The organism is Pseudoclavibacter sp. CFCC 13796 (assembly GCF_008831185.1).
Taxonomy (GTDB): domain Bacteria; phylum Actinomycetota; class Actinomycetes; order Actinomycetales; family Microbacteriaceae; genus Pseudoclavibacter_A.
The window spans coordinates 742,782-766,946 of record NZ_WBKD01000001.1; the positions used below are offsets into that span (position 1 = coordinate 742,782).

At 64.1% G+C, this 24,165-nt stretch carries 17 protein-coding genes; 15 read left to right on the forward strand and 2 right to left on the reverse strand.

Features of this window, described 5'->3' with window-relative positions; translation table 11 throughout:
• Positions 1 to 22: 22 nt before the first annotated feature.
• On the reverse strand, positions 23 to 1,675 hold the full coding sequence (locus F8O07_RS03350) for a SulP family inorganic anion transporter (RefSeq protein ID WP_158030728.1): 1,653 nt from the start codon (positions 1,673 to 1,675) through the stop codon (positions 23 to 25).
• 399 nt (positions 1,676 to 2,074) lie between these two features.
• On the opposite strand from F8O07_RS03350, the gene F8O07_RS03355 reads away from it, so the two are divergent.
• From F8O07_RS03355 to F8O07_RS03395, 9 genes are all read left to right on the forward strand, one after another.
• Positions 2,075 to 5,569: a DNA-directed RNA polymerase subunit beta gene (locus tag F8O07_RS03355; RefSeq protein ID WP_158030729.1), complete on the forward strand. Its 3,495-nt coding sequence runs from the start codon at positions 2,075 to 2,077 to the stop codon at positions 5,567 to 5,569.
• 47 nt (positions 5,570 to 5,616) lie between these two features.
• Positions 5,617 to 9,489: a DNA-directed RNA polymerase subunit beta' gene (locus F8O07_RS03360; protein WP_158030730.1), complete on the forward strand. Its 3,873-nt coding sequence runs from the start codon at positions 5,617 to 5,619 to the stop codon at positions 9,487 to 9,489.
• A gap of 960 nt (positions 9,490 to 10,449) precedes the next feature.
• Complete coding sequence (locus F8O07_RS03365; protein WP_192496616.1) at positions 10,450 to 12,462, forward strand: acyltransferase family protein; 2,013 nt, start codon at positions 10,450 to 10,452, stop codon at positions 12,460 to 12,462.
• 102 nt (positions 12,463 to 12,564) lie between these two features.
• Entirely contained in the window at positions 12,565 to 13,413 is an 849-nt protein-coding gene (ppk2, locus tag F8O07_RS03370) for a polyphosphate kinase 2 (RefSeq protein WP_158030732.1), read from the forward strand.
• A gap of 194 nt (positions 13,414 to 13,607) precedes the next feature.
• Entirely contained in the window at positions 13,608 to 13,982 is a 375-nt protein-coding gene (gene rpsL / locus F8O07_RS03375; RefSeq protein WP_158030733.1) for a 30S ribosomal protein S12, read from the forward strand.
• Positions 13,982 to 14,452 carry a 30S ribosomal protein S7 gene (gene rpsG / locus F8O07_RS03380; protein ID WP_158030734.1) on the forward strand — a complete coding sequence of 157 codons (471 nt, stop codon included), beginning with the start codon at positions 13,982 to 13,984 and terminating at the stop codon, positions 14,450 to 14,452. The genes rpsL and rpsG overlap by 1 nt, the downstream gene beginning before the upstream one ends.
• A 99-nt stretch (positions 14,453 to 14,551) precedes the next feature.
• A complete protein-coding gene (gene fusA / locus F8O07_RS03385; RefSeq protein WP_158030735.1) occupies positions 14,552 to 16,654 on the forward strand; it encodes an elongation factor G in 2,103 nt (700 codons plus the stop codon).
• A 147-nt stretch (positions 16,655 to 16,801) separates the two neighbouring features.
• On the forward strand, positions 16,802 to 17,992 hold the full coding sequence (tuf, locus tag F8O07_RS03390) for an elongation factor Tu (protein ID WP_158030736.1): 1,191 nt from the start codon (positions 16,802 to 16,804) through the stop codon (positions 17,990 to 17,992).
• Between the two features lie 126 nt (positions 17,993 to 18,118).
• Positions 18,119 to 18,355: an antitoxin gene (locus tag F8O07_RS03395; protein WP_158030737.1), complete on the forward strand. Its 237-nt coding sequence runs from the start codon at positions 18,119 to 18,121 to the stop codon at positions 18,353 to 18,355.
• Between the two features lie 165 nt (positions 18,356 to 18,520).
• Here the strand turns inward: F8O07_RS03395 and adhP are convergent, their stop codons facing one another.
• Positions 18,521 to 19,567 carry an alcohol dehydrogenase AdhP gene (gene adhP / locus F8O07_RS03400; RefSeq protein ID WP_192496617.1) on the reverse strand — a complete coding sequence of 349 codons (1,047 nt, stop codon included), beginning with the start codon at positions 19,565 to 19,567 and terminating at the stop codon, positions 18,521 to 18,523.
• A gap of 136 nt (positions 19,568 to 19,703) precedes the next feature.
• Between adhP and F8O07_RS03405 the strand changes: the two genes are divergently transcribed.
• From F8O07_RS03405 to rplW, 6 genes are all read left to right on the forward strand, one after another.
• Positions 19,704 to 20,846 carry a ferrochelatase gene (locus F8O07_RS03405; protein ID WP_225733151.1) on the forward strand — a complete coding sequence of 381 codons (1,143 nt, stop codon included), beginning with the start codon at positions 19,704 to 19,706 and terminating at the stop codon, positions 20,844 to 20,846.
• A gap of 65 nt (positions 20,847 to 20,911) precedes the next feature.
• The gene (hemQ, locus tag F8O07_RS03410; RefSeq protein WP_158030739.1) at positions 20,912 to 21,694 is read left to right on the forward strand and encodes a hydrogen peroxide-dependent heme synthase; all 783 of its coding nucleotides are present in this window, start codon (positions 20,912 to 20,914) and stop codon (positions 21,692 to 21,694) included.
• 543 nt (positions 21,695 to 22,237) lie between these two features.
• Positions 22,238 to 22,546, forward strand: a complete 309-nt coding sequence (rpsJ, locus tag F8O07_RS03415) for a 30S ribosomal protein S10 (RefSeq protein ID WP_028245927.1) — start codon at positions 22,238 to 22,240, stop codon at positions 22,544 to 22,546.
• Between the two features lie 13 nt (positions 22,547 to 22,559).
• Positions 22,560 to 23,213, forward strand: coding sequence for a 50S ribosomal protein L3 (gene rplC, locus F8O07_RS03420; RefSeq protein ID WP_158030740.1), 654 nt, complete (start codon positions 22,560 to 22,562; stop codon positions 23,211 to 23,213).
• Between the two features lie 2 nt (positions 23,214 to 23,215).
• Positions 23,216 to 23,866 (forward strand): 50S ribosomal protein L4, encoded by a 651-nt coding sequence (gene rplD / locus F8O07_RS03425; RefSeq protein ID WP_158030741.1) that lies wholly within the window; start codon positions 23,216 to 23,218, stop codon positions 23,864 to 23,866.
• Entirely contained in the window at positions 23,863 to 24,162 is a 300-nt protein-coding gene (rplW, locus tag F8O07_RS03430; protein ID WP_158030742.1) for a 50S ribosomal protein L23, read from the forward strand. Before rplD ends, rplW begins: the two co-directional genes overlap by 4 nt.
• Positions 24,163 to 24,165 lie beyond the last annotated feature (3 nt).

A 24,165-nucleotide genomic window follows, 5' to 3' on the forward strand; every position in this document is an offset into this window, starting at 1 on the left:
CTGCGCCGTCGTCGAGTCGGGCTCAGGCCACCAGAGCCTTGGCGCGGGTGATGGCCTCAGGTGTGGTCGCGAAGACCTCGCCGTCGGCCCACAGCGCGTCGAGCTCGTCGACGCTGCGCAGCACCTGCTCGTGCTCGGGCCGCACAGCCGAGAGCAGCACGACGATGTCTCGATCGTGCAGCTGTCGCACAGCGGTGCCGATCGCCTGCGCGCCGGTGGCGTCGACCGTGCTCAGGTGACCCATGCGCAGAATCACCACGCGCACCTCGCTCACCTCGGTCAGGTCGATCAGAAAGCGCTGAGCGACGCCGAAGAACAGCGCCCCTTCGAGCCGGTACGGCACGATGGCCTGCCTGAGCAGATCCCGTTCGGCCTCGCTGTGATCGGCGGGATCGAGCGGCTCCGGTTTCGCCTGCGTCGCGTCGCTCACCGCCTTCAGCGTGACGAGTGAGGCGAGCGCGAAGCCCACGATGACGGCTGTGATCACGTCGACGATCACCGTGGTCGCGAAAGTGGCGAAGAAGACGAGTGCGTCTCCGCGGGTGGCGCGCACGACGCTGCGGATGCTGCCCAGCGAGACCATGTTCACGCACGTCGCGAGCAGCACACCGGCCAGCACGGCCAGCGGGATCGCAGCGACGACGCTGCCGGCGACCAGAACGACCCCGAGCAGAATCAGCGAGTGCGTCACCGCCGAGGTGCGTGACCGAGCCCCGGAACGAACGTTGACCGCGGTGCGTGCGATGGCGGCTGTGGCGGGAACCCCACCGAAGAACGGCACGACGATGTTGGCGAGGCCCTGACCGAAGAGCTCGCGATCCGGGTCGTGCTGTTCGCCGACCGTCATGCCGTCGGCCACACTTGCGCTGAGCAGACTCTCGAGTGCTCCCAGCGCCGCGACGGCCAGAGCGCTGGGGATCAGCCCGGCCACCGCATCCCACTGCAGAAAATCATGGTTCGGGGCGGGAAGCCCGGTCGGCAGCTCGCCGATGCGCGCCGTGGGCAGTGCCAGCCACCAGGCGAGAGCCGTCACCACCGCCACCAGCAGCAGCGGCCATGGCAGTCCGGGACGCAGTCGGCCGGCGATCAGGATCACAGCCGCAGTGCCCAGCGCGACGAGCGGCTCGAGCCAGTGCGGTTCGGCGGCCCAGCGCAGCAGCGCCTCTCCGGCGGCGGCCCAGACCTGCTCATGCTGTCCGGCCGGCACTCCCAGCGCAGTGGGCACCTGCTGCAGGGCGATGACCACCGCGATGCCCGCGGTGAAGCCCTCGAGCAGCGAGGCGGGCAGCATCTGCACGTAGCGTCCGACGCGGGCGAAGGCGACGACTGTCAGCATCACGCCGGCCATCAGCCCGACGGTCAGCACGCCGCCGACGCCGTGCTGGTGCACGATCGGCAGCAGCACCACGGTCATCGCTCCGGTGGGGCCGGTGACCTGCAGGTTGCTGCCGCCGAAGACCGCGGCGATGATGCCGGCGATGATGGCGGTCGTCATGCCCGCCGCGGCGCCGACGCCCGAGGCGACGCCGAAGGCGAGTGCGAGGGGCAGCGCGACGACGGCGACGGTGGCGCCCGCCAGCAGGTCGGTGCCCGGGCTGCGTCGTGCGTCGATGAGATCCTGCCGGTCGGGCAGCAGCGAACGGATGCGATGGCCGAACCCGGCTTGAGCGATCATGACGTTCCCCCGTCTCGCAGGGCCGGCGCATCGGTGCCCGGCGGTCGCTGCAGAAATCGTACAACACGTACATGTTTATCTGCTGCGTCGTATACGCCGGTCAGCGAGAGTCGAAATCGGGTGTCGAGTGGGCGTGCAGGCGGGGTTGTGTTGCAGGTCTGGACATCGCGTGCTATATGACGTATGCTGAATCTCTGCGCTCGACGGTGTCTTCTTCATGCCCGCATATGGCGGTGGGCAGGTGGTGTGTCATATTGCGGTCACATTGCACTCGATCCACGTCGGCTGCGGATACAGATTGTATCCCCGGTCGAGGTGTCGCATCGGTGTGGATGCTGGCGAGTCGCGGTCGAAGTCAATGAAACGACAAGCCCCACCAGGCTTTATTGGAGGAATCCCTTGGCTGCTGCGCGCAACGCATCCAACACCACCGTCAACTCTCAGGGCCGCAATTACAAGCGCCTCTCCTTCGCCAAAATCACCGAGCCGATCAACGTTCCCGATCTGCTCGCCCTGCAGACCGAGAGCTTTGACTGGCTGATCGGCAACGAGGGGTGGAAGAAGCGTCTGGCCGACGATCAGGCTGCGGGACGTCACGACGTTCCGGTCAAGAGCGGCCTGGACGCGGTCTTCGAAGAGATCTCGCCCATCGAGGACAACCTCGAGAAGATGCACCTCAGCTTCGCCAACCCCACGCTCGAGCCGGTGCGCTACAGCATCGACGAGTGCAAGGAGCGCGGCAAGACCTACGAGGCCCCGCTCTACGTCGAGGCCGAGTTCATGAACTACGAGACCGGCGAGATCAAGACGCAGACGGTCTTCATGGGCAACTTCCCGATGATGACCCGCAAGGGCACCTTCATCGTCAACGGCTCGGAGCGCGTCGTCGTCTCGCAGCTGGTGCGTTCGCCCGGTGTGTACTTCGAGCGCCAGTTCGAGAAGAACTCAGACAAAGAGGTCTTCTCTGCTCGCGTGATTCCGAGCCGTGGCGCGTGGCTCGAGTTCGAGGTCGACAAGCGCGATCAGGTCGGCGTGCGCATCGACCGCAAGCGCAAGCAGTCGGTCACGGTGTTCCTCAAGGCTCTGGGGCTGACCGCCGAAGACATCCAGGCCGAGTTCGCCGGCTACGACTCGATTCTCTCGACACTTGAGAAAGACACCATCGCCACCAAAGACGAGGCTCTGCGCGACATCTACCGCAAGCTGCGTCCGGGCGAGCAGGTTGCCGCCGAGGCGGCCCGAGCCCTGCTCGACAACTTCTACTTCAACGACAAGCGCTACGACCTCGCCAAGGTCGGTCGCTACAAGATCGACCGCAAACTCGGCATCGATGCGCCGATCCAGCAGTCGGTGCTGACCGTCGAAGACATCGTCAAGACCATCAAGTACCTCGTCGCGCTGCACGCCGGTGAGGCGACGGTCGAGGGTGTGCGCGAGGGCAAAGAGGTCGAGATTCCCGTCGACGTCGACGACATCGACCACTTCGGCAACCGTCGCATCCGCGCCGTCGGCGAGCTCATCCAGAACCAGGTGCGCACCGGCCTCAGCCGGATGGAGCGCGTCGTTCGCGAGCGCATGACCACGCAGGACGCCGAGGCGATCACGCCGCAGACTCTGATCAACGTGCGCCCCGTCGTCGCTGCGATCAAGGAGTTCTTCGGAACCAGCCAGCTGTCGCAGTTCATGGACCAGAACAACCCGCTGGCCGGCGTCACGCACAAGCGTCGTCTTTCGGCGCTGGGCCCCGGCGGTCTGTCACGTGAGCGCGCCGGCGTCGAGGTGCGAGACGTGCACCCCTCGCACTACGGCCGTATGTGCCCCATCGAGACTCCTGAAGGCCCGAACATCGGTCTGATCGGCTCGATGGCGACCTTCGCCCGCATCAACTCGTTCGGGTTCATCGAGACCCCGTACCGCAAGGTCGAGAACGGTCGCCTGACCGACCAGATCGACTACCTCACCGCATCTGACGAAGACGAGTTCGTGGTCGCGCAGGCCAACGCGAACGTCGACGAGCAGGGCAACTTCATCAGCGACCGCGTGCTGGTGCGCCTCAAGGGTGGCGACGTCGAGCTGGTGCCGGCCGATCAGGTCGATTATATCGACGTCTCGCCGCGTCAGATGGTGTCAGTCGGTACGTCACTGATTCCGTTCCTCGAGCATGACGACGCGCACCGCGCCCTCATGGGGGCGAACATGCAGCGTCAGGCGGTGCCGCTGCTGCGCAGCGACAGCCCGCTGGTCGGCACCGGCATGGAGGCCTACACTGCGGTCGACTCCGGTGACGTCATCACCGCCGCACAGGGCGGCGTGGTCACCGAGGTCTCGGCCGACCTTGTCGTCGTCGAGAACGACGAGGGCGGGATCGACAGCTACCCGACGCGCAAGTTCGATCGTGCCAACCAGGGCACCTGCTTCAACAACCGCGTGCTGGTTCGCGAAGGCGACCGCGTCGAGGCCGGTCAGGTCATCGCCGACGGCCCCGCCACGCAGGGCGGCGAGCTCGCACTCGGCAAGAACCTGCTGGTCGCGTTCATGCCGTGGGAGGGCCTGAACTACGAGGATGCGATCATCCTCAACCAGAACCTGGTCAAGAACGACACGCTGACCTCGATCCACATCGAGGAGTACGACGTCGACGCTCGTGACACCAAGCTCGGCAAAGAAGAGATCACTCGCGACCTGCCGAACGTTTCGCAGGACATGCTCGCCGACCTCGACGAGCGCGGCATCATCCGCATCGGTGCCGAGGTTCGCCCCGGTGACATCCTCGTCGGCAAGGTCACGCCGAAGGGCGAGACCGAGCTCAGCGCCGAAGAGCGTCTGCTGCGCGCCATCTTCAACGAGAAGAGCCGTGAGGTTCGCGACACCTCGCTGAAGGTGCCGCACGGGGAGCGTGGCACCGTCATCGGCGTTCGTCTGTTCGACGCCGAAGAGGGCGACGACGAGCTCGGCAACGGCGTGAACCAGCGCGTGGTCGTGTACATCGCCCAGAAGCGCAAGATCACCGAGGGCGACAAGCTCTCAGGCCGTCACGGCAACAAGGGCGTCATCTCGAAGATCGTGCCCGCCGAAGACATGCCCTTCCTGCCCGACGGCACGCCGGTCGACATCATCCTGAACCCGCTGGGCGTGCCCGGCCGAATGAACTTCGGCCAGGTGCTCGAGCTCCACCTCGGGTGGGCTGCCAAGCAGGGCTGGAAGGTCGACGACAACGCCGAGTGGGCCAAGGAGCTCCCTGAGCGCGCCCGTCAGGCCGAGCCGAACACGAAGGTCGCCACGCCGGTCTTCGACGGTGCGTCCGAAGACGAGATCTCGGGTCTGCTCGACTCGACGCTGCCGAACCGCGACGGCGATCGTCTGATCGACCACAACGGCAAGGTTCAGCTGTTCGACGGTCGTTCCGGCGAGCCGTTCCCCGACCCGGTGTCGGTGGGCTACATGTACATCCTGAAGCTGCACCACCTGGTCGACGACAAGATCCACGCGCGTTCGACGGGCCCGTACTCGATGATCACGCAGCAGCCGCTCGGTGGTAAGGCGCAGTTCGGCGGTCAGCGATTCGGCGAGATGGAGGTCTGGGCGCTGTACGCCTACGGCGCTGCGCACGCGCTGCAGGAGATGCTCACGATCAAGTCCGACGATGTCACCGGCCGTGTGAAGGCGTACGAGGCCATCGTCAAGGGCGAGAACATCCAGGAGCCCGGTATTCCTGAGTCGTTCAAGGTGCTCATCAAAGAGATGCAGTCCCTGTGCCTGAACGTCGAGGTGCTGAACTCGGCCGGCCAGGCCGTCAGCCTGCGCGACAGCGAGGATGACGCCTACAACGCCGTCGAAGAGCTCGGCATCAACATCTCGAAGCAGTTCGAGAGCGGTCCGATCGACGAGATCTGACCCGGCTGATCAACAGACACACAGAGACTTCCAGAAAGAGAGACAAAGTGCTCGAGACTACGACTTTCGATGAGCTGAAGATCGGCCTGGCCACCGCAGACGACATTCGTCACTGGTCGCACGGCGAGGTCAAGAAGCCCGAGACCATCAACTACCGCACGCTGAAGCCTGAGAAAGACGGCCTCTTCTGCGAGAAGATCTTCGGCCCGACCAAAGACTACGAATGCGCCTGCGGCAAGTACAAGCGCATCCGCTACAAGGGCGTCGTGTGCGAGCGATGCGGCGTCGAGGTCACGAAGAGCTCGGTGCGCCGTGAGCGCATGGGGCACATCGATCTGGCCGCCCCCGTCACGCACATCTGGTACTTCAAGGGCGTGCCCTCGCGCCTCGGCTACCTGCTCGACATGGCGCCGAAAGACCTCGAGAAGGTCATCTACTTCGCCGCCTACATGATCATCTCGATCGACGAAGAGGGACGTCACGAAGACCAGGCCACTCTTGAGGCCGAGCTTCGTCTCGAGGCTCAGGAGCTCGAACAGGCTCGTGAGTCCGAGATCGCCGAGCGCATGAAGCAGCTCGAGAACGACCTCGCCGCACAGGAGGAGTCGGGCGCGAAGGCCGACGCCAAGCGCCGTACGCGTGATGCCGGTGAGAAAGACATCGCCCGCATCCGCAAGTCGTTCGACGAGCAGATCGCTCGACTCGACCAGACTTGGGAGGTCTTCCGCAACCTCAAGGTCGGTCAGCTCCTTCCCGAAGACGCCGTGTACCACGAGCTCGAAGACCGCTTCGGCGAGTACTTCGAGGGGCACATGGGCGCCGAGGCGATCCAGCGTCGTCTGCAGGACTTCGACCTCGAGTCCGAGGCAGAGAGCCTGCGTCTGCAGATCGAAGAGGGCCGCGGTCAGAAGAAGATCCGCGCCATCAAGCGACTCAAGGTGGTCAGCTCGTTCCTGCACACCGGCACGTCGCCCGCATCGATGGTGCTCGACGTGGTTCCGGTGATCCCGCCGGAGCTGCGTCCGATGGTCCAGCTCGACGGCGGTCGCTTCGCGACGTCAGATCTCAACGACCTCTACCGTCGCGTGATCAACCGCAACAACCGTCTGCGTCGTCTGCTCGACCTCGGTGCTCCCGAGATCATCGTGAACAACGAGAAGCGCATGCTGCAGGAGGCCGTCGACGCACTGTTCGACAACGGCCGCCGTGGCCGCCCGGTCACCGGCACCGGCAACCGCGCCCTCAAGTCACTGAGCGACATGCTCAAGGGCAAGCAGGGTCGTTTCCGTCAGAACCTGCTGGGCAAGCGCGTCGACTACTCGGGCCGTTCGGTCATCGTGGTCGGCCCGCAGCTGAAGCTGCACCAGTGCGGTCTGCCGAAAGAGATGGCGCTCGAGCTGTTCAAGCCGTTCGTCATCAAACGTCTGATCGAGCTGGGCTACGCGCAGAACATCAAGGCAGCCAAGCGTAAAGTCGAGCGTTCGAACCCCGACGTCTGGGATGTTCTCGAAGAGATCATCAAAGATCGGCCGGTGCTGCTGAACCGCGCACCTACGCTGCACCGTCTGGGCATCCAGGCGTTCGAGCCGCTGCTCGTCGAGGGCAAGGCCATCCAGCTGCACCCGCTCGTCTGCTCGGCCTTCAACGCCGACTTCGACGGTGACCAGATGGCCGTGCACCTGCCGCTGAGCGTCGAGGCGCAGGCTGAGGCCCGCATCCTGATGCTCTCGAGCAACAACATCCTCAAGCCGTCAGACGGCCGCCCGGTCACCCTGCCCTCACAGGACATGGTCATCGGTCTGTTCACGCTGACAGATCACATCGAGGGCGCTGCCGGCGAGGGACGTTACTACTCGTCGATCTCGGAGGCCATCCTGGCCCGCGACCTCGGCGACCTCGATCTGCACGCCAAGGTGCACATCCGCCTCGAGAACATCGCGTTCGAGCCGGGGAAGGAACCGGAGGGCTTCGAGGCCGACAAGCCGTTCCTGCTCGAGACCACGCTGGGGCGCGCGATCTTCAACGAGCTGCTGCCCGACGACTACCCCTACTTCGAGGCGCAGGCGGGCAAGGGCGAGCTGGCACAGATCGTCACGAACCTCGCTGAGCGCTACCCGAAGGTGATCGTCGCCGAGACCCTCGACAAGATCAAAGACGCCGGCTTCCACTGGGCGGCTCGTTCGGGCGTCACCGTGGCGCTGAGCGACGTGGTGACTCCGGCCGAGAAGCCGAAGATCATCGCCGAGTACGAGAAGAAGGCGACAGAGGTTCAGGAGCAGTTCGATCTGGGTCTGACGACCGAGATGGAGCGTCGCGCCGATCTGATCAAGGTGTGGACGGAGGCGACCGACAAGGTGGCCGACGCGATGAAGGCCTCGTTCCCGCGCGAGAACAACATCAACCGCATGGTCACCTCGGGTGCACGAGGCAACTGGCTGCAGATCCGTAACATCGCAGGCATCCGTGGTCTGGTGAACGACGCGAAGGGTGATATCTACCCCCGCCCGATTCTCTCGAGCTACCGTGAGGGCCTGTCGAACCTCGAGTACTTCATCGCCACGCACGGCGCTCGAAAAGGCCTCGCCGACACCGCTCTGCGAACGGCTGACTCGGGCTACCTGACTCGTCGTCTGGTCGACGTGGCACAGGACGTCATCATCCGCGAGGCCGACTGCGGCACGAAGAAGGGCATCGACGTCACCATTGCCAACGACGTCGACGGCACGCTGGTGCGTGACGAGAACGTCGAGAACTCGGTGTACTCGCGCACGCTGGCGACGGATGCCGTTGCGGCTGACGGAACGGTGGTGGCCAAGCGTGGCGCTGACGTCGGCGACGTGCTGATCGACGAGCTGATCCAGGCCGGCATCACGCAGGTCAAGGTTCGCTCAGTGCTGACCTGTGAGTCTGCGGTCGGTGTCTGCCAGGCCTGCTACGGTCGTTCGCTGGCCACCGGCAAGCTCGCCGACATCGGCGAGGCCGTGGGCATCATCGCAGCTCAGTCGATCGGTGAGCCCGGTACGCAGCTGACGATGCGCACCTTCCACACCGGCGGATCGGCTTCGGCTGACGACATCACCCAGGGTCTTCCTCGTGTGACCGAGCTCTTCGAGGCACGTACCCCGAAGAACTCGTCGCCGATCTCTGAGGCCGACGGTCGTGTGCACATCGAAGACACCGAGAAGGGTCGTCGCGTCATCGTGACCCCCGACAACGGTGACGACGAGTTCGTGTACCCGGTGCTGAAGCGTGCGAACCTTCTGGTCGAAGAGGGGCAGCACGTCTCGCTCGGCGAACAGCTGCAGGCCGGCTCGCTCGATCCGAAAGAGGTTCTGCGCGTCAGCGGCATCCGCGCCGTCCAGCGTCTGCTGGTCGAAGGGGTGCAGGGCGTCTACCGGTCACAGGGTGTGCCGATTCACGACAAGCACATCGAGGTCATCGTGCGGCAGATGCTGCGCAAGGTCACTGTCGTCGAGCACGGAGCGACCAACTTCCTGCCCGGCGAGGTCGTCGACGTCGATGCCTACAACAAGGTCAACCGTCAGACGGTCGTCGAGAAGAAGCAGCCGGCAACCGGCCGTCGTGAGGTCATGGGCATCACGAAGGCTTCGCTGGCGACCGACTCGTGGCTGTCTGCTGCCTCTTTCCAGGAGACGACCCGCGTGCTCACGCAGGCCGCGCTCGATGGCAAGGCCGACCCGCTGGTGGGCCTGAAAGAGAACGTGATCATCGGCAAGCTGATCCCAGCCGGCACTGGCCTGAGCGTCTATCGCGACGTCAAAGTCGAGCCGACCGAAGAGGCTCGTGCCGAGCGCTACCCGAACCGTCTGTTCAACGATTCGGTCGATTTCAGCCAGGGCGATCTGGGCTTCACCGATCTCGAAGACTTCGGGAACTTCGAACCCGGAACGTACAACTAGGCGATACCGGCTCGATCGGTTGTCTCGTCGCTGCTGCCCATCCGGGTGCCCGACTGAGACGGCTCGGTAATGCGCCGTGACCAAGAGGGCCGCATGCAGTTGTTCTGCATGCGGCCCTCTTCGTCTTTCGGCTCTTCTCACTCGTCCTGCAGCGCCGTCGAGCCAAGTGCGGCATGGTGGCGCCACGATCAGCGCACTGCTTGCCGGGGCAGTGCTGTCGGTGTCGCAGCAGTGCCGTCGCTGCGGGAACGCCTGCGGCGAGGTGCGGGCGCAGGCCGCGCAGCAAGGAGCGTGAAGAAGGAAGCCGGGAGATCATCCTGGGAGACAGAACGCCGACACCCGTCGCGCCAGCCGACGCCATGAGAACTCGGCACTACGCTGTAGAGGATCATGACCAAGAGGGAACAGAGCACACCGGCAAAGGCGCCCGACCGGGGATCGGCGAACACGGCTGACGTTCGGCGAAGCGGAACGCAGAGATCCGCCGCACAAGCGACTGTGCATTCGGCATCGGCATCGCGGCCGCCGTCTGCTCCCTCGATCACTCCTGCTTCGTCCCAGACCCCGGCGAAACCTGTGAGAAAGCCCTCCTCTCGCCGCGTCCAACGGCCGACCGGAGCACCGGACGCGGCGCCGAAGCCGGTAGAGTCGAAATCATCCTCGACGAGGAGCCCAGCCCAGAAGACGGGGCCTGAAAAAGCACCTGCACGTCGACACGGAATCGAACCGCAGCATTGGCGCCCCGCTCCGGAGAAGAGCCGCACAGCATCCGCGCAGCCTCAGTCGCTGTCGGGCCCGGACCCACAGCCACAGCCGCCTGTTCCGCGGGCTCAGTCACCAGCTCCCCACACACCGTCGGCACCTCACACACGGTCGGCACCTCAGACGCCGATGCGCCCGACGCTGCCGGCAGCGCAAGCCGCTGCCCGAGCGCGGAAGACTCATGTCTCGCCGTCTCAAATGCCGACGCCGCAGAGCAGCCCCCGGCAGAGCAACCTTCACCAGACCCAATCGTCAAAGGCCCAGAACAAGAAGACTCAGGGCCAGAAGACTCAGGGCCAGAAGACTCAGAACAAGAAGACTCAGAGTCAGAAGGCTCAGACACAGCGTCCAGAGGCGGATCAGCCGCAGCCCGCTCCCAGGCGACGCCTCGGAGCCCTCGACGGACTCCGCGCGATCGCCGTGCTCGCGGTCATCGTCTATCACCTCGACACCTCGTGGCTGCCGGGCGGATATCTCGGCGTCGACGTGTTCTTCGTGCTCAGCGGCTTTCTCATCACCTCGGGTCTCGTTCGCGACCACGACGACCGAGACGGCATCAGTCTGGGCAGATTCTGGGTGCGGCGCCTTCGGCGGCTGATCCCCGCTCTCTGGGCGATGGTGCTCGTCTGTACGGCGGCGCTCGCTCTGTTTCCACCCGACCTGCGCGCCGCACTCGGCAGGCAGCTTCTCGGCGCGTTCACCTACACCTCGAACTGGCTGTCGATCGCCGCACACGACTCATACTTCGCCAAAGACACGCCGCTCGCCTTCGTTCATCTCTGGTCGCTCGCGATCGAAGAGCAGTTCTACCTGGTGTGGCCGCTGCTGCTCTTCGGCGTGCTTGCGCTGCGCCGAGCGGGCCGCGTGACCGTGGCCCTCGCATTGGCCATCGCCTCGGGGGCAGGCATGGCGCTCATGTACGTTCCCGGTGCCGACCCGAGCCCCGTCTACTTCGGCACACACACTCACCTCTTCGGACTGATGCTCGGAGCCGCGTTCGCCTTCGCGCGCCCTCTCTACAGCACCAGAGGGCTCGGCCAGCTCGGTGCGAAGCGTCCGCTGGCGGCAGGCGCCGTCAACGTCATTGCGCTCGTATCGCTCGCCGTGCTCGGCGTCGCCTTCGCGCTGCTCGGCGACCAGCTCCCGTTCACCTATCAAGGTGGCATCTTCCTGGTCTCAGCGCTCGTCGTGATCGTCATCGCCACGCTCGGCGACCAGCGATCGGTCGTCACCAAGGTGCTGCAGACGGCCCCGTGCCGCCTGATCGGCCGTCTGTCGTACGGCATGTATCTGTGGCACTGGCCGGTCATCATCATGGTGCGTCATCTCGTCGGCGGCAGGGGAGAGCCGCTGCCCACCGCACTGGTCGTCGTGATCAGCCTCGGTCTGACGACGCTCGCCAGCTGGCTCAGCTACCGCTACGTCGAGCAGCCGATTCTGCGGCTCGGCTTTCGACAGGCCGTCAAAGCTGTGCATGCCCGCCTGGTCGAGACTGGGGGGATGCGTCGGCACGTCGTGCCGATCGGTGCGGCGGCGATCGTCAGCGTGCTCTGCGTCGTCTCTCTGATCAGCGCGCCCGATCGGTCGACGGCCCAGCAGTATGTGGAGGACGGAGCCGTATACGCCAACGCCGCTTCAGCGAAGGCGCCTGCGATCGATCCTCACGGTGCGCCGCCAGCCGAGCCGCTCTTCCCCTCGACACAGCCCATCGCGCAGATCCACGGCACCGACATGATCGCCGCCGGAGACTCGGTGATGCTCGCCAGCGCGCGTCAGATCAGCCAGAGCTACCCAGGCATCCTTATCGACGCTCAGGTGGCCAGGCAGAGCGGAGACACCTTCCACGCCGCCCGCCAACTGCTCGCCGACAACCCAGATCGTCGCGTGCTCGTCGTGCATGCCGGTACCAACGGAGGCATCGACGCCAGCGCGCTCGAAGACCTCGTGACCTGGGCTGGGCCGAACCGGCGCATCGTGCTGGTCGACATCTTCGCGGCGCGCAGCTGGGAGCAGCCCGGCAACGCGACGCTGGAGTCGGTCGCGGCGGAGCATCCGCAGACGGTCGCCGTGGCCCACTGGCACGCGGCCGTCCAAGACCACGTCGACGAGCTGGCCGGTGATCAGATCCATCCCGGGGATGCCGCCGCCGGGAGGTACGTCGCATCGGTGACGGATGCACTCGGTCGGCTGGGTGTGACCGTCGTCGGCTGATCGACCTGGCCACCTCCCGGCCATGCGGCGCCGGGCGCAAGGTGGGATACTGAACAGTGGCGCATTCTCGGCGCCGCACCAGAGCCACGAGCAAGGGGAAGAATGAGCAAGGGCAAACTGCCGAAGAAGGTCTATGAGCCAGAGCTGCGTCGTCTGCAGGCCGAGCTCGTGAACCTGCAGCAGTGGGTGAAGACGACCGGTGCGCGCGTGCTGATCATCTTCGAAGGGCGTGATGCCGCAGGCAAAGGATCCGCGATCAAGCGCATCACCGAATACCTCAACCCGCGTTCGGCGCGCGTGGTGGCGCTGCCGGCCCCGAGCGAGCGTGAGCAGACGCAGTGGTACTTTCAGCGCTACATCGAGCATCTGCCCGCTGCCGGTGAGATCGTGCTCTTCGACCGGTCGTGGTACAACCGTGCCGGCGTCGAACGCGTGATGGGCTTCTGCACTTCTGAGGAGTACCGTCGGTTTCTGCACCAGACGCCGATCTTCGAGCGACTGCTCGTCGAAGACGGCATTCTGCTCTTCAAATACTGGTTCTCGGTCAGCGACGTGGAGCAGGAGAAGCGGTTCCGCTCGAGGCTCAACGACCCGATGCGTCGCTGGAAGCTCTCTGACATGGACCTGCAGTCGATCACTCGGTGGGAGGACTACTCACGAGCCAAAGACGAGATGTTCGTGCACACCGACATCCCTGAGGCACACTGGTACACGGTCGAGAGCGAGGACAAGAAGCGCTCGAGACTGAATGTGATCCACCACCTGCTCAGCTCGATTCCCTACACGGTGCAGGAGCCGAAGCAGATCGTGATTCCCGATCGGCCTGAGCGAGCCGGCTACGAGCGGCCTCCGCGCGAAGAGAACATCTATGTTCCGGACTTCGCCCAGACGCTCGTCGACCGGGCTGAGAACGAGTCATCGGGCAAGAAACACACCGGCAAAGACAAATGACCGACATTTGACGCGCCTAGGGTGTATTGACTAAGCTCAGTCGATGGCGCATTAGTGGTGTGCCAAGAGAGTTCAGATGTTCGCGCGGGTCAGCAGTGAATGCCGGACTCGCCGCATCGTGAAGATGTCGACTCGACAGAGTTTGCGCCGCAGTGCGCGTCAGACGTAGAGAGCAACGAATACAAGGAGAAGTTGTGCCAACAATTCAGCAGTTGGTTCGCAAGGGGCGCAAGCCGAAGGTGACCAAGACCAAGGCTCCGGCCCTGAAGTCGAACCCGCAGCAGCGCGGCGTGTGCACTCGTGTGTACACGACCACCCCGAAGAAGCCAAACTCGGCACTGCGTAAGGTCGCACGTGTCAAGCTCAGCAACGGCATCGAGGTCACCGCGTACATCCCGGGTGAAGGCCACAACCTCCAGGAGCACTCGATGGTGCTCGTCCGCGGCGGTCGTGTGAAAGACCTCCCCGGCGTCCGTTACAAGATCGTCCGCGGTGCGCTCGACACCCAGGCAGTCAAAGACCGTCAGCAGGCTCGCAGCCGCTACGGAGCGAAGAGAGAGAAGAAGTAATGCCACGTAAGGGTCCCGCTCCCAAACGTCCCGTCGTCGCCGATCCGGTCTACGGCGCTCCCGTCGTCACGCAGCTGGTCAACAAGATCCTGCTCGACGGCAAGAAGGGCCTCGCCGAGAACATCGTCTACGCCGCTCTCGAAGGCACGCGTGAGAAGAACGGCGAAGATCCGGTCGCCACGCTGAAGAAGGCGCTCGACAACGTGCGCCCCACGCTTGAGGTTCGTTCACGCCGCGTCGGCGGTTCGACCTATCAGGTGCCGGTCGAGGTCAAGCCTCACCGCGCGAACACGCTGGCTCTGCGCTGGCTGGTGACCTACGCTCGCCTCCGCCGCGAGAAGACCATCACCGAGCGCCTGACCAACGAGATCCTCGATGCGTCGAACGGTCTCGGTGCCGCGGTCAAGCGCCGTGAAGACACGCACAAGATGGCCGAGTCGAACAAGGCCTTCGCACACTACCGCTGGTGACCATGGCTGTCGGCGGCCGAGGCATGGAGTCTCGGCCGCCGACAGGTCATTGCTCTCGACATCAAACACTCTTCACACACTCTCTCGGAAGGAACCATCGTGGCGCTCGAAGTGCTCACGGATCTCAAGAAGGTTCGCAACATCGGCATCATGGCTCACATCGATGCCGGTAAGACCACCACCACGGAACGCATCCTGTACTACACCGGTATCACCCACAAGATCGGTGAGACCCACGATGGCGCTTCTCAGATGGACTGGATGGATCAGGAGCAGGAGCGCGGCATCACCATCACGTCTGCCGCGACCACGTGCTTCTGGCACGACAACCAGATCAACATCATCGACACCCCCGGACACGTCGACTTCACCGTCGAGGTCGAGCGTTCGCTGCGCGTGCTCGACGGCGCCGTCGCCGTCTTCGACGGCAAGGAAGGCGTCGAGCCGCAGTCTGAGACCGTGTGGCGTCAGGCTGACAAGTACGACGTGCCGCGCATCTGCTTCGTCAACAAGATGGACAAGCTCGGCGCTGACTTCTACTACACCGTGCAGACGATCAAAGACCGTCTCGGTGCTCGTCCGCTCGTGATTCAGCTGCCGATCGGTGCCGAGAGCACCTTCGAGGGCGTCGTCGACCTGGTCGAGAACCGTGCCCTGACCTGGCGCGGCGATGTCGAGCTCGGCACACACTACGAGATCGAAGAGATCCCCGACGACCTCAAAGAGAAGGCCGCCAAATACCGCGAAGAGCTGGTCGAGGCCGTGGCCGAGACCGACGATGCGCTGCTCGAGAAGTTCCTCAGCGGTGAAGAGCTCACCATCCCCGAGATCAAGGCAGGCATTCGCAAGCTGACGATCTCGAGCCAGGCCTACCCCGTGCTCGCCGGCTCGGCGTTCAAGAACAAGGGCGTGCAGCCCATGCTCGACGCGGTGGTCGACTACCTGCCGTCGCCGCTCGACGTGCCCGACATGGTCGGCTATGTTCCCGGCCACGAAGACGAGCAGATCACTCGCAAGCCTGAGGCCTCCGAGCCGTTCGCGGCGCTGGCGTTCAAGGTCGTGGCACACCCGTTCTACGGTCGTCTCACCTACATCCGTGTCTACTCGGGGCATGCCAAGTCGGGCGAGCAGGTGCTCAACTCGACCAAGGGGCGCAAAGAGCGCATCGGCAAGCTCTTCCAGATGCACGCCAACAAAGAGAACCCGGTCGAAGAGATCACTGCCGGACACATCTACGCGGCGATCGGTCTGAAAGACACCACCACCGGCGACACGCTGAGCGACATCCACAACCCGGTCGTGCTCGAGTCGATGACCTTCCCGGATCCGGTCATCTTCGTGGCCATCGAGCCCAAGACGAAGGCCGACCAGGAGAAGCTCGGCATCGCGATTCAGAAGCTCGCCGAAGAAGACCCGACGTTCAAGGTCAGCCTCAACCCCGAGACCGGTCAGACCGAGATCGGCGGCATGGGTGAGCTGCACCTCGACATTCTGGTCGACCGCATGAAGCGCGAGTTCAAGGTCGAGGCGAACGTGGGCAAGCCCCAGGTCGCCTACCGCGAGACGATTCGCAAGACCGTCGAGAAGTACGACTACACGCACAAGAAGCAGACCGGTGGTTCGGGTCAGTTCGCCAAGGTGCAGATCAAGCTCGAGCCTATGGAGGTCGAGGGCGACAACACGTACGAGTTCGTGAACGCCGTCACCGGCGGACGCGTTCCTCGCGAGTACATCCCTTCAGTCGACGCGGGCATCCAGGACGCCATGGCGTCGGGCATCATCGCCGGTTACCCGGTCGTCGGTGTCAAGGCCTCGCTGCTCGACGGCCAGTACCACGACGTCGACTCGTCTGAGATGGCGTTCAAGATCGCCGGTTCGATGGCCTTCCGCGAGGCGGCAAAGCTGGCCAAGCCGGTTCTGCTCGAGCCCGTCATGGCTGTTGAGGTGCGCACGCCCGAGGAGTACATGGGCGATGTCATCGGCGACCTGAACTCCCGTCGCGGCCAGATCCAGTCGATGGAGGACGCCACAGGCGTCAAGGTCATCAAAGCGAACGTTCCGCTCTCTGAGATGTTCGGCTACGTCGGCGACCTGCGGTCGAAGACCCAGGGTCGTGCGATGTACTCGATGCAGTTCGAGACGTATGCCGAGGTGCCTCGCGCCGTGGCAGACGAGATCGTCCAGAAGTCAAAGGGCGAATAAAGCTTGGGGTCTGGCGGCACGGTGCTGGTTACGGCACCGTGCCGTAGGCTGTAAGATAGGTAAGTACGCAAGAATCAAATCGTAGGTAACTCTCCGAGACAGAATCGGGTTGAGCCAACTACATGAGAGTCCTGAGGAGGACCCACAGTGGCGAAGGCAAAGTTCGAACGGACAAAGCCCCACGTCAACATTGGCACGCTTGGTCACGTCGACCATGGTAAGACCACGTTGACGGCGGCGATCACCAAGGTGCTGCACGATAAGTACCCCGATCTCAACCCGTTCACCCCATTCGATCAGATCGACAACGCTCCTGAAGAGCGCCAGCGCGGCATCACGATCAACATCTCGCACGTCGAGTACCAGACCGAGAAGCGTCACTACGCACACGTTGACGCCCCCGGCCACGCCGACTACATCAAGAACATGATCACCGGTGCTGCTCAGATGGACGGCGCGATCCTCGTGGTCGCAGCGACCGACGGCCCCATGCCCCAGACTCGCGAGCACGTGCTGCTCGCTCGCCAGGTGGGCGTGCCGTCGATCCTCGTCGCTCTGAACAAGACCGATATGGTTGACGACGAAGAGATCCTCGAGCTCGTTGAGGAAGAGGTCCGCGACCTCCTCGAGAGCCAGGACTACGATCGTGACGCTCCTGTCGTGCGCGTCTCGGCGCTGAAGGCGCTTGAGGGCGACGAGAAGTGGGCTGCCACTGTGGCCGACCTCATGGACAAAGTTGACGAGTACATCCCGGACCCGGTGCGCGACACCGAGAAGCCGTTCCTGATGCCGATCGAGGACGTCTTCACGATCACCGGTCGTGGCACCGTCGTCACCGGCCGTGTTGAGCGTGGCATCATCCACATCAACGAGGACGTCGAGATCGTCGGCATCCAGGAGGTCACTCAGAAGACCACCGTCACCGGCATCGAGATGTTCCGCAAGCTGCTCGACGAGGGTCGTGCGGGCGAGAACGTCGGCCTGCTGCTTCGTGGCACCAAGCGCGAGGACGTCGAGCGCGGCCAGGTTGTGGCCAAGCCCGGTTCGGTCACCCCGCACAAGGAGTTCGAGGGCAGCGCCTACATCCTGACCAAGGATGAGGGCGGCCGTCACAACCCGTTCTACTCGAACTACCGTCCGCAGTTCTACTTCCGCACCACGGACGTCACCGGCGTCATCACGCTGCCTGAGGGCACCGAGATGGTCATGCCCGGTGACACCACCGACATGAAGGTTGATCTGATTCAGCCTGTCGCCATGGAAGAGGGCCTGCGCTTCGCCATCCGTGAGGGTGGACGCACCGTTGGCGCCGGCACGGTGACCAAGATCATCAAGTAGTCCTCACAGACCGCTTGTCTGAAAGACCCCGGAGAGATCCGGGGTCTTTCTGCGTGTTGGGACGGATCTGTAGAGTTGTCTGCAACGGGCCCCTACCGGTGAGGCCCAACGAGAAAGGGATCTGCCATGGGACTCGAAGATCTGGTGAACAAGGCGAAGAACGCTGCTGGCGGCGTCGCGGGGCAGGCCGGAGGGCTTGCCGACAAGGCGAAGCAGGCGATGCAGAGTGACAAGGCCGAAGAGATCTCAGACTCGCTGCTCGACAAGGCGGCCGATCTGGCGAATAAAGTCACCGGCGAGAAGTTCTCGGATCAGGTGCAGCAGGCCCGTGACGCCGCGGACAAGGCGATCGGCAACGAGTGACCTGTCCGCCCGTGAGTGAATCGAGCGTCTGACAGAGCTCTCTTCTGACGTGTCGACGCGAGTCGGCAGCAGGGCGCGAGAATGAAGGCGGGAACCCATCAATGGGTTCCCGCCTTCGTGCGCTCTGCCGCAGACACAGCGTGTCGGGCGCGGACTGCTCAGAGACTACTTGAGCTGCGCTCGAGCGTCTTTGACGTTGAGCACGACGCGGCCGGTGATCTTGCCTGCGCGCATCTCGTCGAACACCTCGTTGATCTCGCTGAGCGGTCGCTCGGTCGCGATCGTGTGTACCTTGTCGCGCGCGGCGAAGTCCAGCGCGTTGGCGAGATCGAGGCGGGTGCCGACGATCGAGCCACGCAGAGTGATGCCGCGCAGCACGGTGTCGAAGATGTTCACCGGGAAGTCGCCGACGGGCAGACCGTTGATCGCGACGGTGCCTCCTCGACCCACGATGTGCATGGCCTGCTCGAACGCGATGTTGCTCGGTGCGGTGACGAGCACGCCCTGGGTGCCGCCAAGCTCGTTCTGCAGCACCTCGACCGGATTCTGCTCGCGGGCATTGACCGTGATCGAGGCGCCGAGCTCCTTCGCCAGCTTGAGCTTGTCGTCGCCGACGTCGACCGCAGCCACGTTGAAGCCCATGGCGACCGCGTACTGCACGGCGAGGTGACCCAGGCCGCCGATGCCGCTGATGGTCACCCAGTCGCCGGCCTTCGCATCCGTCGACTTCAGGCCGCGGTAGACGGTCACGCCGGCGCAGAGAATCGGGGCGATCTCGATCGGGTCGACCCCGTCTGGGATCTTGCCGACGTAGCGTGAGTCGACGATCATGTACTCGGCGAAGCTGCCGGCCACCGCGTAGCCGCCGTTGACGACGTCGGGGCACAGGTTCTCGTCGCCCGCGAGGCAGTACTTGCACTCGCCGCAGGCGCTCCACAGCCATGCGTTGCCGACGCGATCGCCGACCTTCACGTTCGTGACGTCGGGCCCGACCGACACGACCGTGCCGTGGCCTTCATGACCGGGGATGAGCGGGAGATTGGGCTTGACCGGCCAGTCACCCTCGACCGCGTGCAGATCGGTGTGGCAGACGCCCGTGTAGTCGACTTTGACCAGGGCCTGATACTGACCGGGTTCCGGGATCGGCACCTCTTCGATGCTGAGACGGTCTCCGAAGTTGTGTTGGACGGCAGCGAGCATGGTGTCAGACATGTGTGGCTCCTTCTTGTGTGGTTGTCGTCGCCCCGCTGGAGGCGCCGCATTCTCGTGGCGAACCACAAGATTCGGCCAGCCTATGAATGGTCTCCTCAATGTGGCAAGTGAAACGTCTGATGATATTCTTTGGCTTGTGACCGCCCAGAATCCCTCAAGTTCAGATACCCTCGCAGACAGCCCACTCAGCCCGTACGACGCCATCCTGCTGCTCTCGTACGGCGGCCCGAACAAACAGGAGGACGTCCTCCCGTTTCTGCGAGACGTGGTCTCTGGAAAGAACATCCCGGACTCGCGGCTCGAAGTGGTCGGCGAGCACTACCGCCTCTTCGGCGGGCGCAGCCCGATCAACGGCGAGAACCTCAGACTCCTCGCCGATCTGCGCGCCGCCCTCGACCGCCGAGACGTCGACACCCCGATTCTCTTCGGCAACCGCCACTGGAACCCCTACACGGTCGACACGCTGCGCACCGCAATCGCCTACGGTGCCCGTCGCATCCTGGTGGTCATCACCGCCGCGTACATCTCGTACTCGGGTTCGCGACAGTACCGTGAGCACCTGGCCGAGACGATCACCGCGCTCGAAGCCGAGACGGGTGTGCGACTCGACGTCGACATCCTGCGTGCGTTCTACAACGATCAGGCCTTCGTCGACGCCAACGTCAACGCAGTGCGCGAGGCAGCGAGCGAACTGCCCGTCGGTCAGCCGCTGCACATCGCCTATGTGACTCACAGCATCCCCGAGACGATGAACGAGGCCAGCGGCGCCACAGGGCCGACCTACCTCGAGCAGCACCAGCTGGTCGCCGCCGAAGTCACTCGGGCGGTCGAGGGCGAGTTGGGCGACCGTCTGCTCGGCACCTCGCTGTCGTTCTGCTCGCGGTCGGGCAGTCCGCACCAGCCGTGGCTCGCTCCCGACATCAGCGACCGGCTCGACGAGCTCAAAGCACAAGGCGTGCAGAACGTCGTGATCGCTCCCATCGGCTTCATCGCCGACCACATGGAGGTCGTCTTCGACCTCGACACCGAGGCCGCAGCACATGCCGACGAGATCGGCCTCGAGGTGCGTCGTGCGACCACGGCAGGACATCGCCCCGAGTTCGTCGAGGGCCTCGCCGAGCTGATGATCGAGCGCGCAGCGGTCGAACGCGGCCATGGCACACGACGTCCGGTGATCGGATCGCATCCGATGACGCCTGACGTCGCACCGCCGAACAGCTGCCGTCAGCGAGCCGGCGTGGTCACCGGGCTGCCGGTGGTCGCGGGCGACGACGACTGACGCGACCGGTCGCACACTGAGCACAGACATCCACGAGGCACAGAGCAGAAGAGGCACTGAGAACGATGACCGCAGACAATGCGAACCAGAGCACGACGAACAACGCCACCGCCAAGGTGGAACGACCGAACGTGGCGAAGCCCGAGAGCTTCGCGCAGAAGGCCGAGCGCATCAACTCGACTGTGACCTACACACAGTGGGCCGTGTTCACCGTCGATGAGCCGTTCGACGAGGATGCTGCTGTGCGTGCGGCTGCCGCGCGTGAGACGCTGGAGGCGCTCGACGAGATCGAGGGCCTCACTGTGCGTGGGTTCTATGACGTCGCCGGATACCGTGCCGAAGCCGACCTGATGTGCTGGTGGTACGCCGAGAGTCCTGAGACGGTGCAGCGTGCCTATCACCGCTTTCTCACCACGCCGCTCGGACAGCACCTGTCGCCGTACTGGTCGAACGTCGCCGTGCATCGTCAGGCCGAGTTCAATCCGCGGCACATCCCGGCGTTCCTGGCGGGGGAGCAGCCCCGCGACTACCTCTGCGTGTACCCGTTCGTGCGCTCCTATGAGTGGTACCTGCTGCCCGATGAGGAGCGCTCGACGATCCTGCGCGAGCATGGGCAGTATGCGGTCGACTACCCCGACGTGCGTGCGAACACCATCGCGTCGTTCGGGCTCGGCGACTATGAGTGGATTCTGGCCTTCGAAGCCGACGAGCTGCACCGCATCGTCGATCTGATGCGTCATATGCGCGGTACGAAGGCCCGTCTGCATGTGCGAGAAGAGACGCCGTTCTTCACCGGCCCCCGCGTCGAGCTCGAGCAGTGGGCCGGGCTGGTGGCCACCGGCCGCTGAGCGTGAACGGCGTCTGCCGACGGGTGACAGCGCGAAGCCCGGGTGCCGGTTCCAGGGCGTCGGGAAGGCACCCGCAGCGACTCGCCCAGGGCGACACGCCCGGGTTGCTTAATGGCCCAAGTCTGTGGCAAACTTGTTCAGTTCCAGAAATTCCGCGTTCGCGCGGATCACTGCCAGTATGTGTCGGATCTGAGATTCGGCCGCTTGCAGCAGAACACGTCGGTACGAACAGTGCGTCCAGCCGTGAACAACGGCAGTGATGCGGTTCTTGCCGTTGAGACCTCACAACACGACAAGAGTTCGGGTGCCTGCGTGCCCGCCCCTCGGTCGTTGTGGGGGAGTTCACACAGGCAGTGGACGCAGCTTTGACAGAAGAACAGTGGTGCGTGAATGAGCGAGAGCTCACAAGCGTCCTGACGGAGTCAAGGCGTCAGGCAGACACGGGACAGTGTCGGCGAGACGTCGAGACCTCGGAAGCAAGGTCGGCACAATTGCCGAAACGATGAAGGCAGTATTGCCTTGGAATGAAGATGGGAGTCAGCGATGGCGGGACAGAAGATCCGCATTCGACTGAAGTCGTATGACCACGAGGTGATCGATTCCTCTGCACGCAAGATCGTCGACACGGTGACCCGTGCCGGTGCGACAGTGGTCGGCCCGGTGCCGCTCCCCACTGAGAAGAACGTGATCGCTGTGATCCGTTCGCCGCACAAATACAAGGACAGCCGTGAGCACTTCGAGAAGCGCACCCACAAGCGCCTGATCGACATCGTCGATCCGACGCCGAAGGCTGTCGACTCGCTGATGCGTCTCGACCTTCCTGCTGACGTGAACATCGAGATCAAGCTCTGAGGAACACGAGAGAATGACTACTGAAACCAAGACCCGCAAGGGCCTGCTGGGCATCAAGCTCGGCATGACCCAGGTGTGGGACGAGGAGAACAACCTCGTGCCCGTCACCGTCGTCGAGGCCACGACCAACGTCGTGACCCAGATTCGCGACGCCGAGCGCGACGGCTACCAGGCCGTGCAGATCGCCTACGGGCAGATCGACCCGCGTAAGGTCACCAAGCCTGCTGGCGGTCACTTCGCCAAGGCAGGCGTGACCCCGCGTCGCCACCTCGTCGAGGTGCGCACCAACGACACCGATCAGTACAGCATCGGTCAGGAGCTCACCGTCGAGCAGTTCGAAGCCGGCCAGAAGGTCGACGTCGTCGGCACCAGCAAGGGCAAGGGCCTCGCAGGTGTGATGAAGCTGCACAACTTCCGTGGTGACAACGCATCGCACGGTGCGCACCGCAACCACCGCAAGCCGGGTTCGATCGGTGAGGCCTCGACGCCGTCGCGCGTCTACAAGGGCCTCAAGATGGCTGGCCGCATGGGTGCCGAGCGCGTGAGCGTTCAGAACCTCAAGGTGCAGGCCATCGACGCCGAGAACAACCTGCTGCTCATCAAGGGCGCAATCCCCGGCCCCAAGGGCCAGGTCGTGTTCGTCCGCAACGCTGTGAAGGGGGCCTGACCATGGCTGCCACCAAGATCGATGTGCTGACCGCCGAGGGCAAGAAGTCCGGCAGTGTCGAGCTGCCCGCCGATCTCTTCGACGTGCAGCCCAACGTGCCGCTGATCCACCAGGTCGTCGTCGCACAGCTGGCCGCCGCCCGTCAGGGCACCGCCAAGGTGAAGAACCGTGGCGAGGTCTCAGGCGCAGGCCGCAAGCCGTTCAAGCAGAAGGGCACAGGTAACGCCCGACAGGGTTCGATCCGTGCTCCGCACATGACCGGCGGTGGCATCGTCCACGGGCCGGTGCCGCGCGACTACACGCAGCGCACCCCGAAGAAGATGATCGCCGCAGCTCTGCGCGGTTCGCTCAGCGACCGTGCTCGCAACGGCCGCGTGCATGTGATCACCGACGTCGTCTCAGGCGAGACACCGTCGACGAAGGCCGCGAAGGCTGTGCTCGCACAGTTCGCCGCCGACGCAAACATCCTGCTCGTCGTCGATCGCACCGATGAGCTCACGATCAAAAGCGTGCGCAACCTGCAGAACGTGAACAGCCTCGACGCCGGCCAGCTCAACGCCTATGACGTGCTGGTCGCCGACGACATCGTCTTCACTAAGCAGGCCTTCGAGCAGTTTGTCGGCCGCGCCGCGCAGAAAGGTGATGCAGAATGACTGAGCTCAACAAGCACACACACGACGTGGTGATCAAGCCCATCGTCTCTGAGAAGAGCTACAACCTCATCGACCAGGGCAAGTACACGTTCGAGGTCGCTCCTGACGCCAACAAGACCGAGATTAAGCAGGCCATCGAGGCCATCTTCAACGTCGAGGTCGATCAGGTTCGCACCCTCAACCGTCAGGGCAAGACCCGTCGCACCCGCACCGGAACCGGCAAGCGCAAAGACACCAAGCGTGCCATCGTGTCGCTGAAGTCGGGTTCCATCGACATCTTCTCGGCAGCGAACTAGGTC

Coding starts and splice junctions, on each gene's coding strand:
- F8O07_RS03350 (WP_158030728.1), bottom strand. CDS start 1,675: ATGATCGCTCAAGCCGGGTTCGGCCATCGCATCCGTTCGCTGCTGCCC.
- F8O07_RS03365 (WP_192496616.1), top strand. CDS start 10,450: ATGCCGACGCCGCAGAGCAGCCCCCGGCAGAGCAACCTTCACCAGACC.
- ppk2 (WP_158030732.1), top strand. CDS start 12,565: ATGAGCAAGGGCAAACTGCCGAAGAAGGTCTATGAGCCAGAGCTGCGT.
- rpsG (WP_158030734.1), top strand. CDS start 13,982: ATGCCACGTAAGGGTCCCGCTCCCAAACGTCCCGTCGTCGCCGATCCG.
- F8O07_RS03395 (WP_158030737.1), top strand. CDS start 18,119: ATGGGACTCGAAGATCTGGTGAACAAGGCGAAGAACGCTGCTGGCGGC.
- adhP (WP_192496617.1), bottom strand. CDS start 19,567: ATGTCTGACACCATGCTCGCTGCCGTCCAACACAACTTCGGAGACCGT.
- hemQ (WP_158030739.1), top strand. CDS start 20,912: ATGACCGCAGACAATGCGAACCAGAGCACGACGAACAACGCCACCGCC.
- rpsJ (WP_028245927.1), top strand. CDS start 22,238: ATGGCGGGACAGAAGATCCGCATTCGACTGAAGTCGTATGACCACGAG.
- rplC (WP_158030740.1), top strand. CDS start 22,560: ATGACTACTGAAACCAAGACCCGCAAGGGCCTGCTGGGCATCAAGCTC.
- rplD (WP_158030741.1), top strand. CDS start 23,216: ATGGCTGCCACCAAGATCGATGTGCTGACCGCCGAGGGCAAGAAGTCC.
- rplW (WP_158030742.1), top strand. CDS start 23,863: ATGACTGAGCTCAACAAGCACACACACGACGTGGTGATCAAGCCCATC.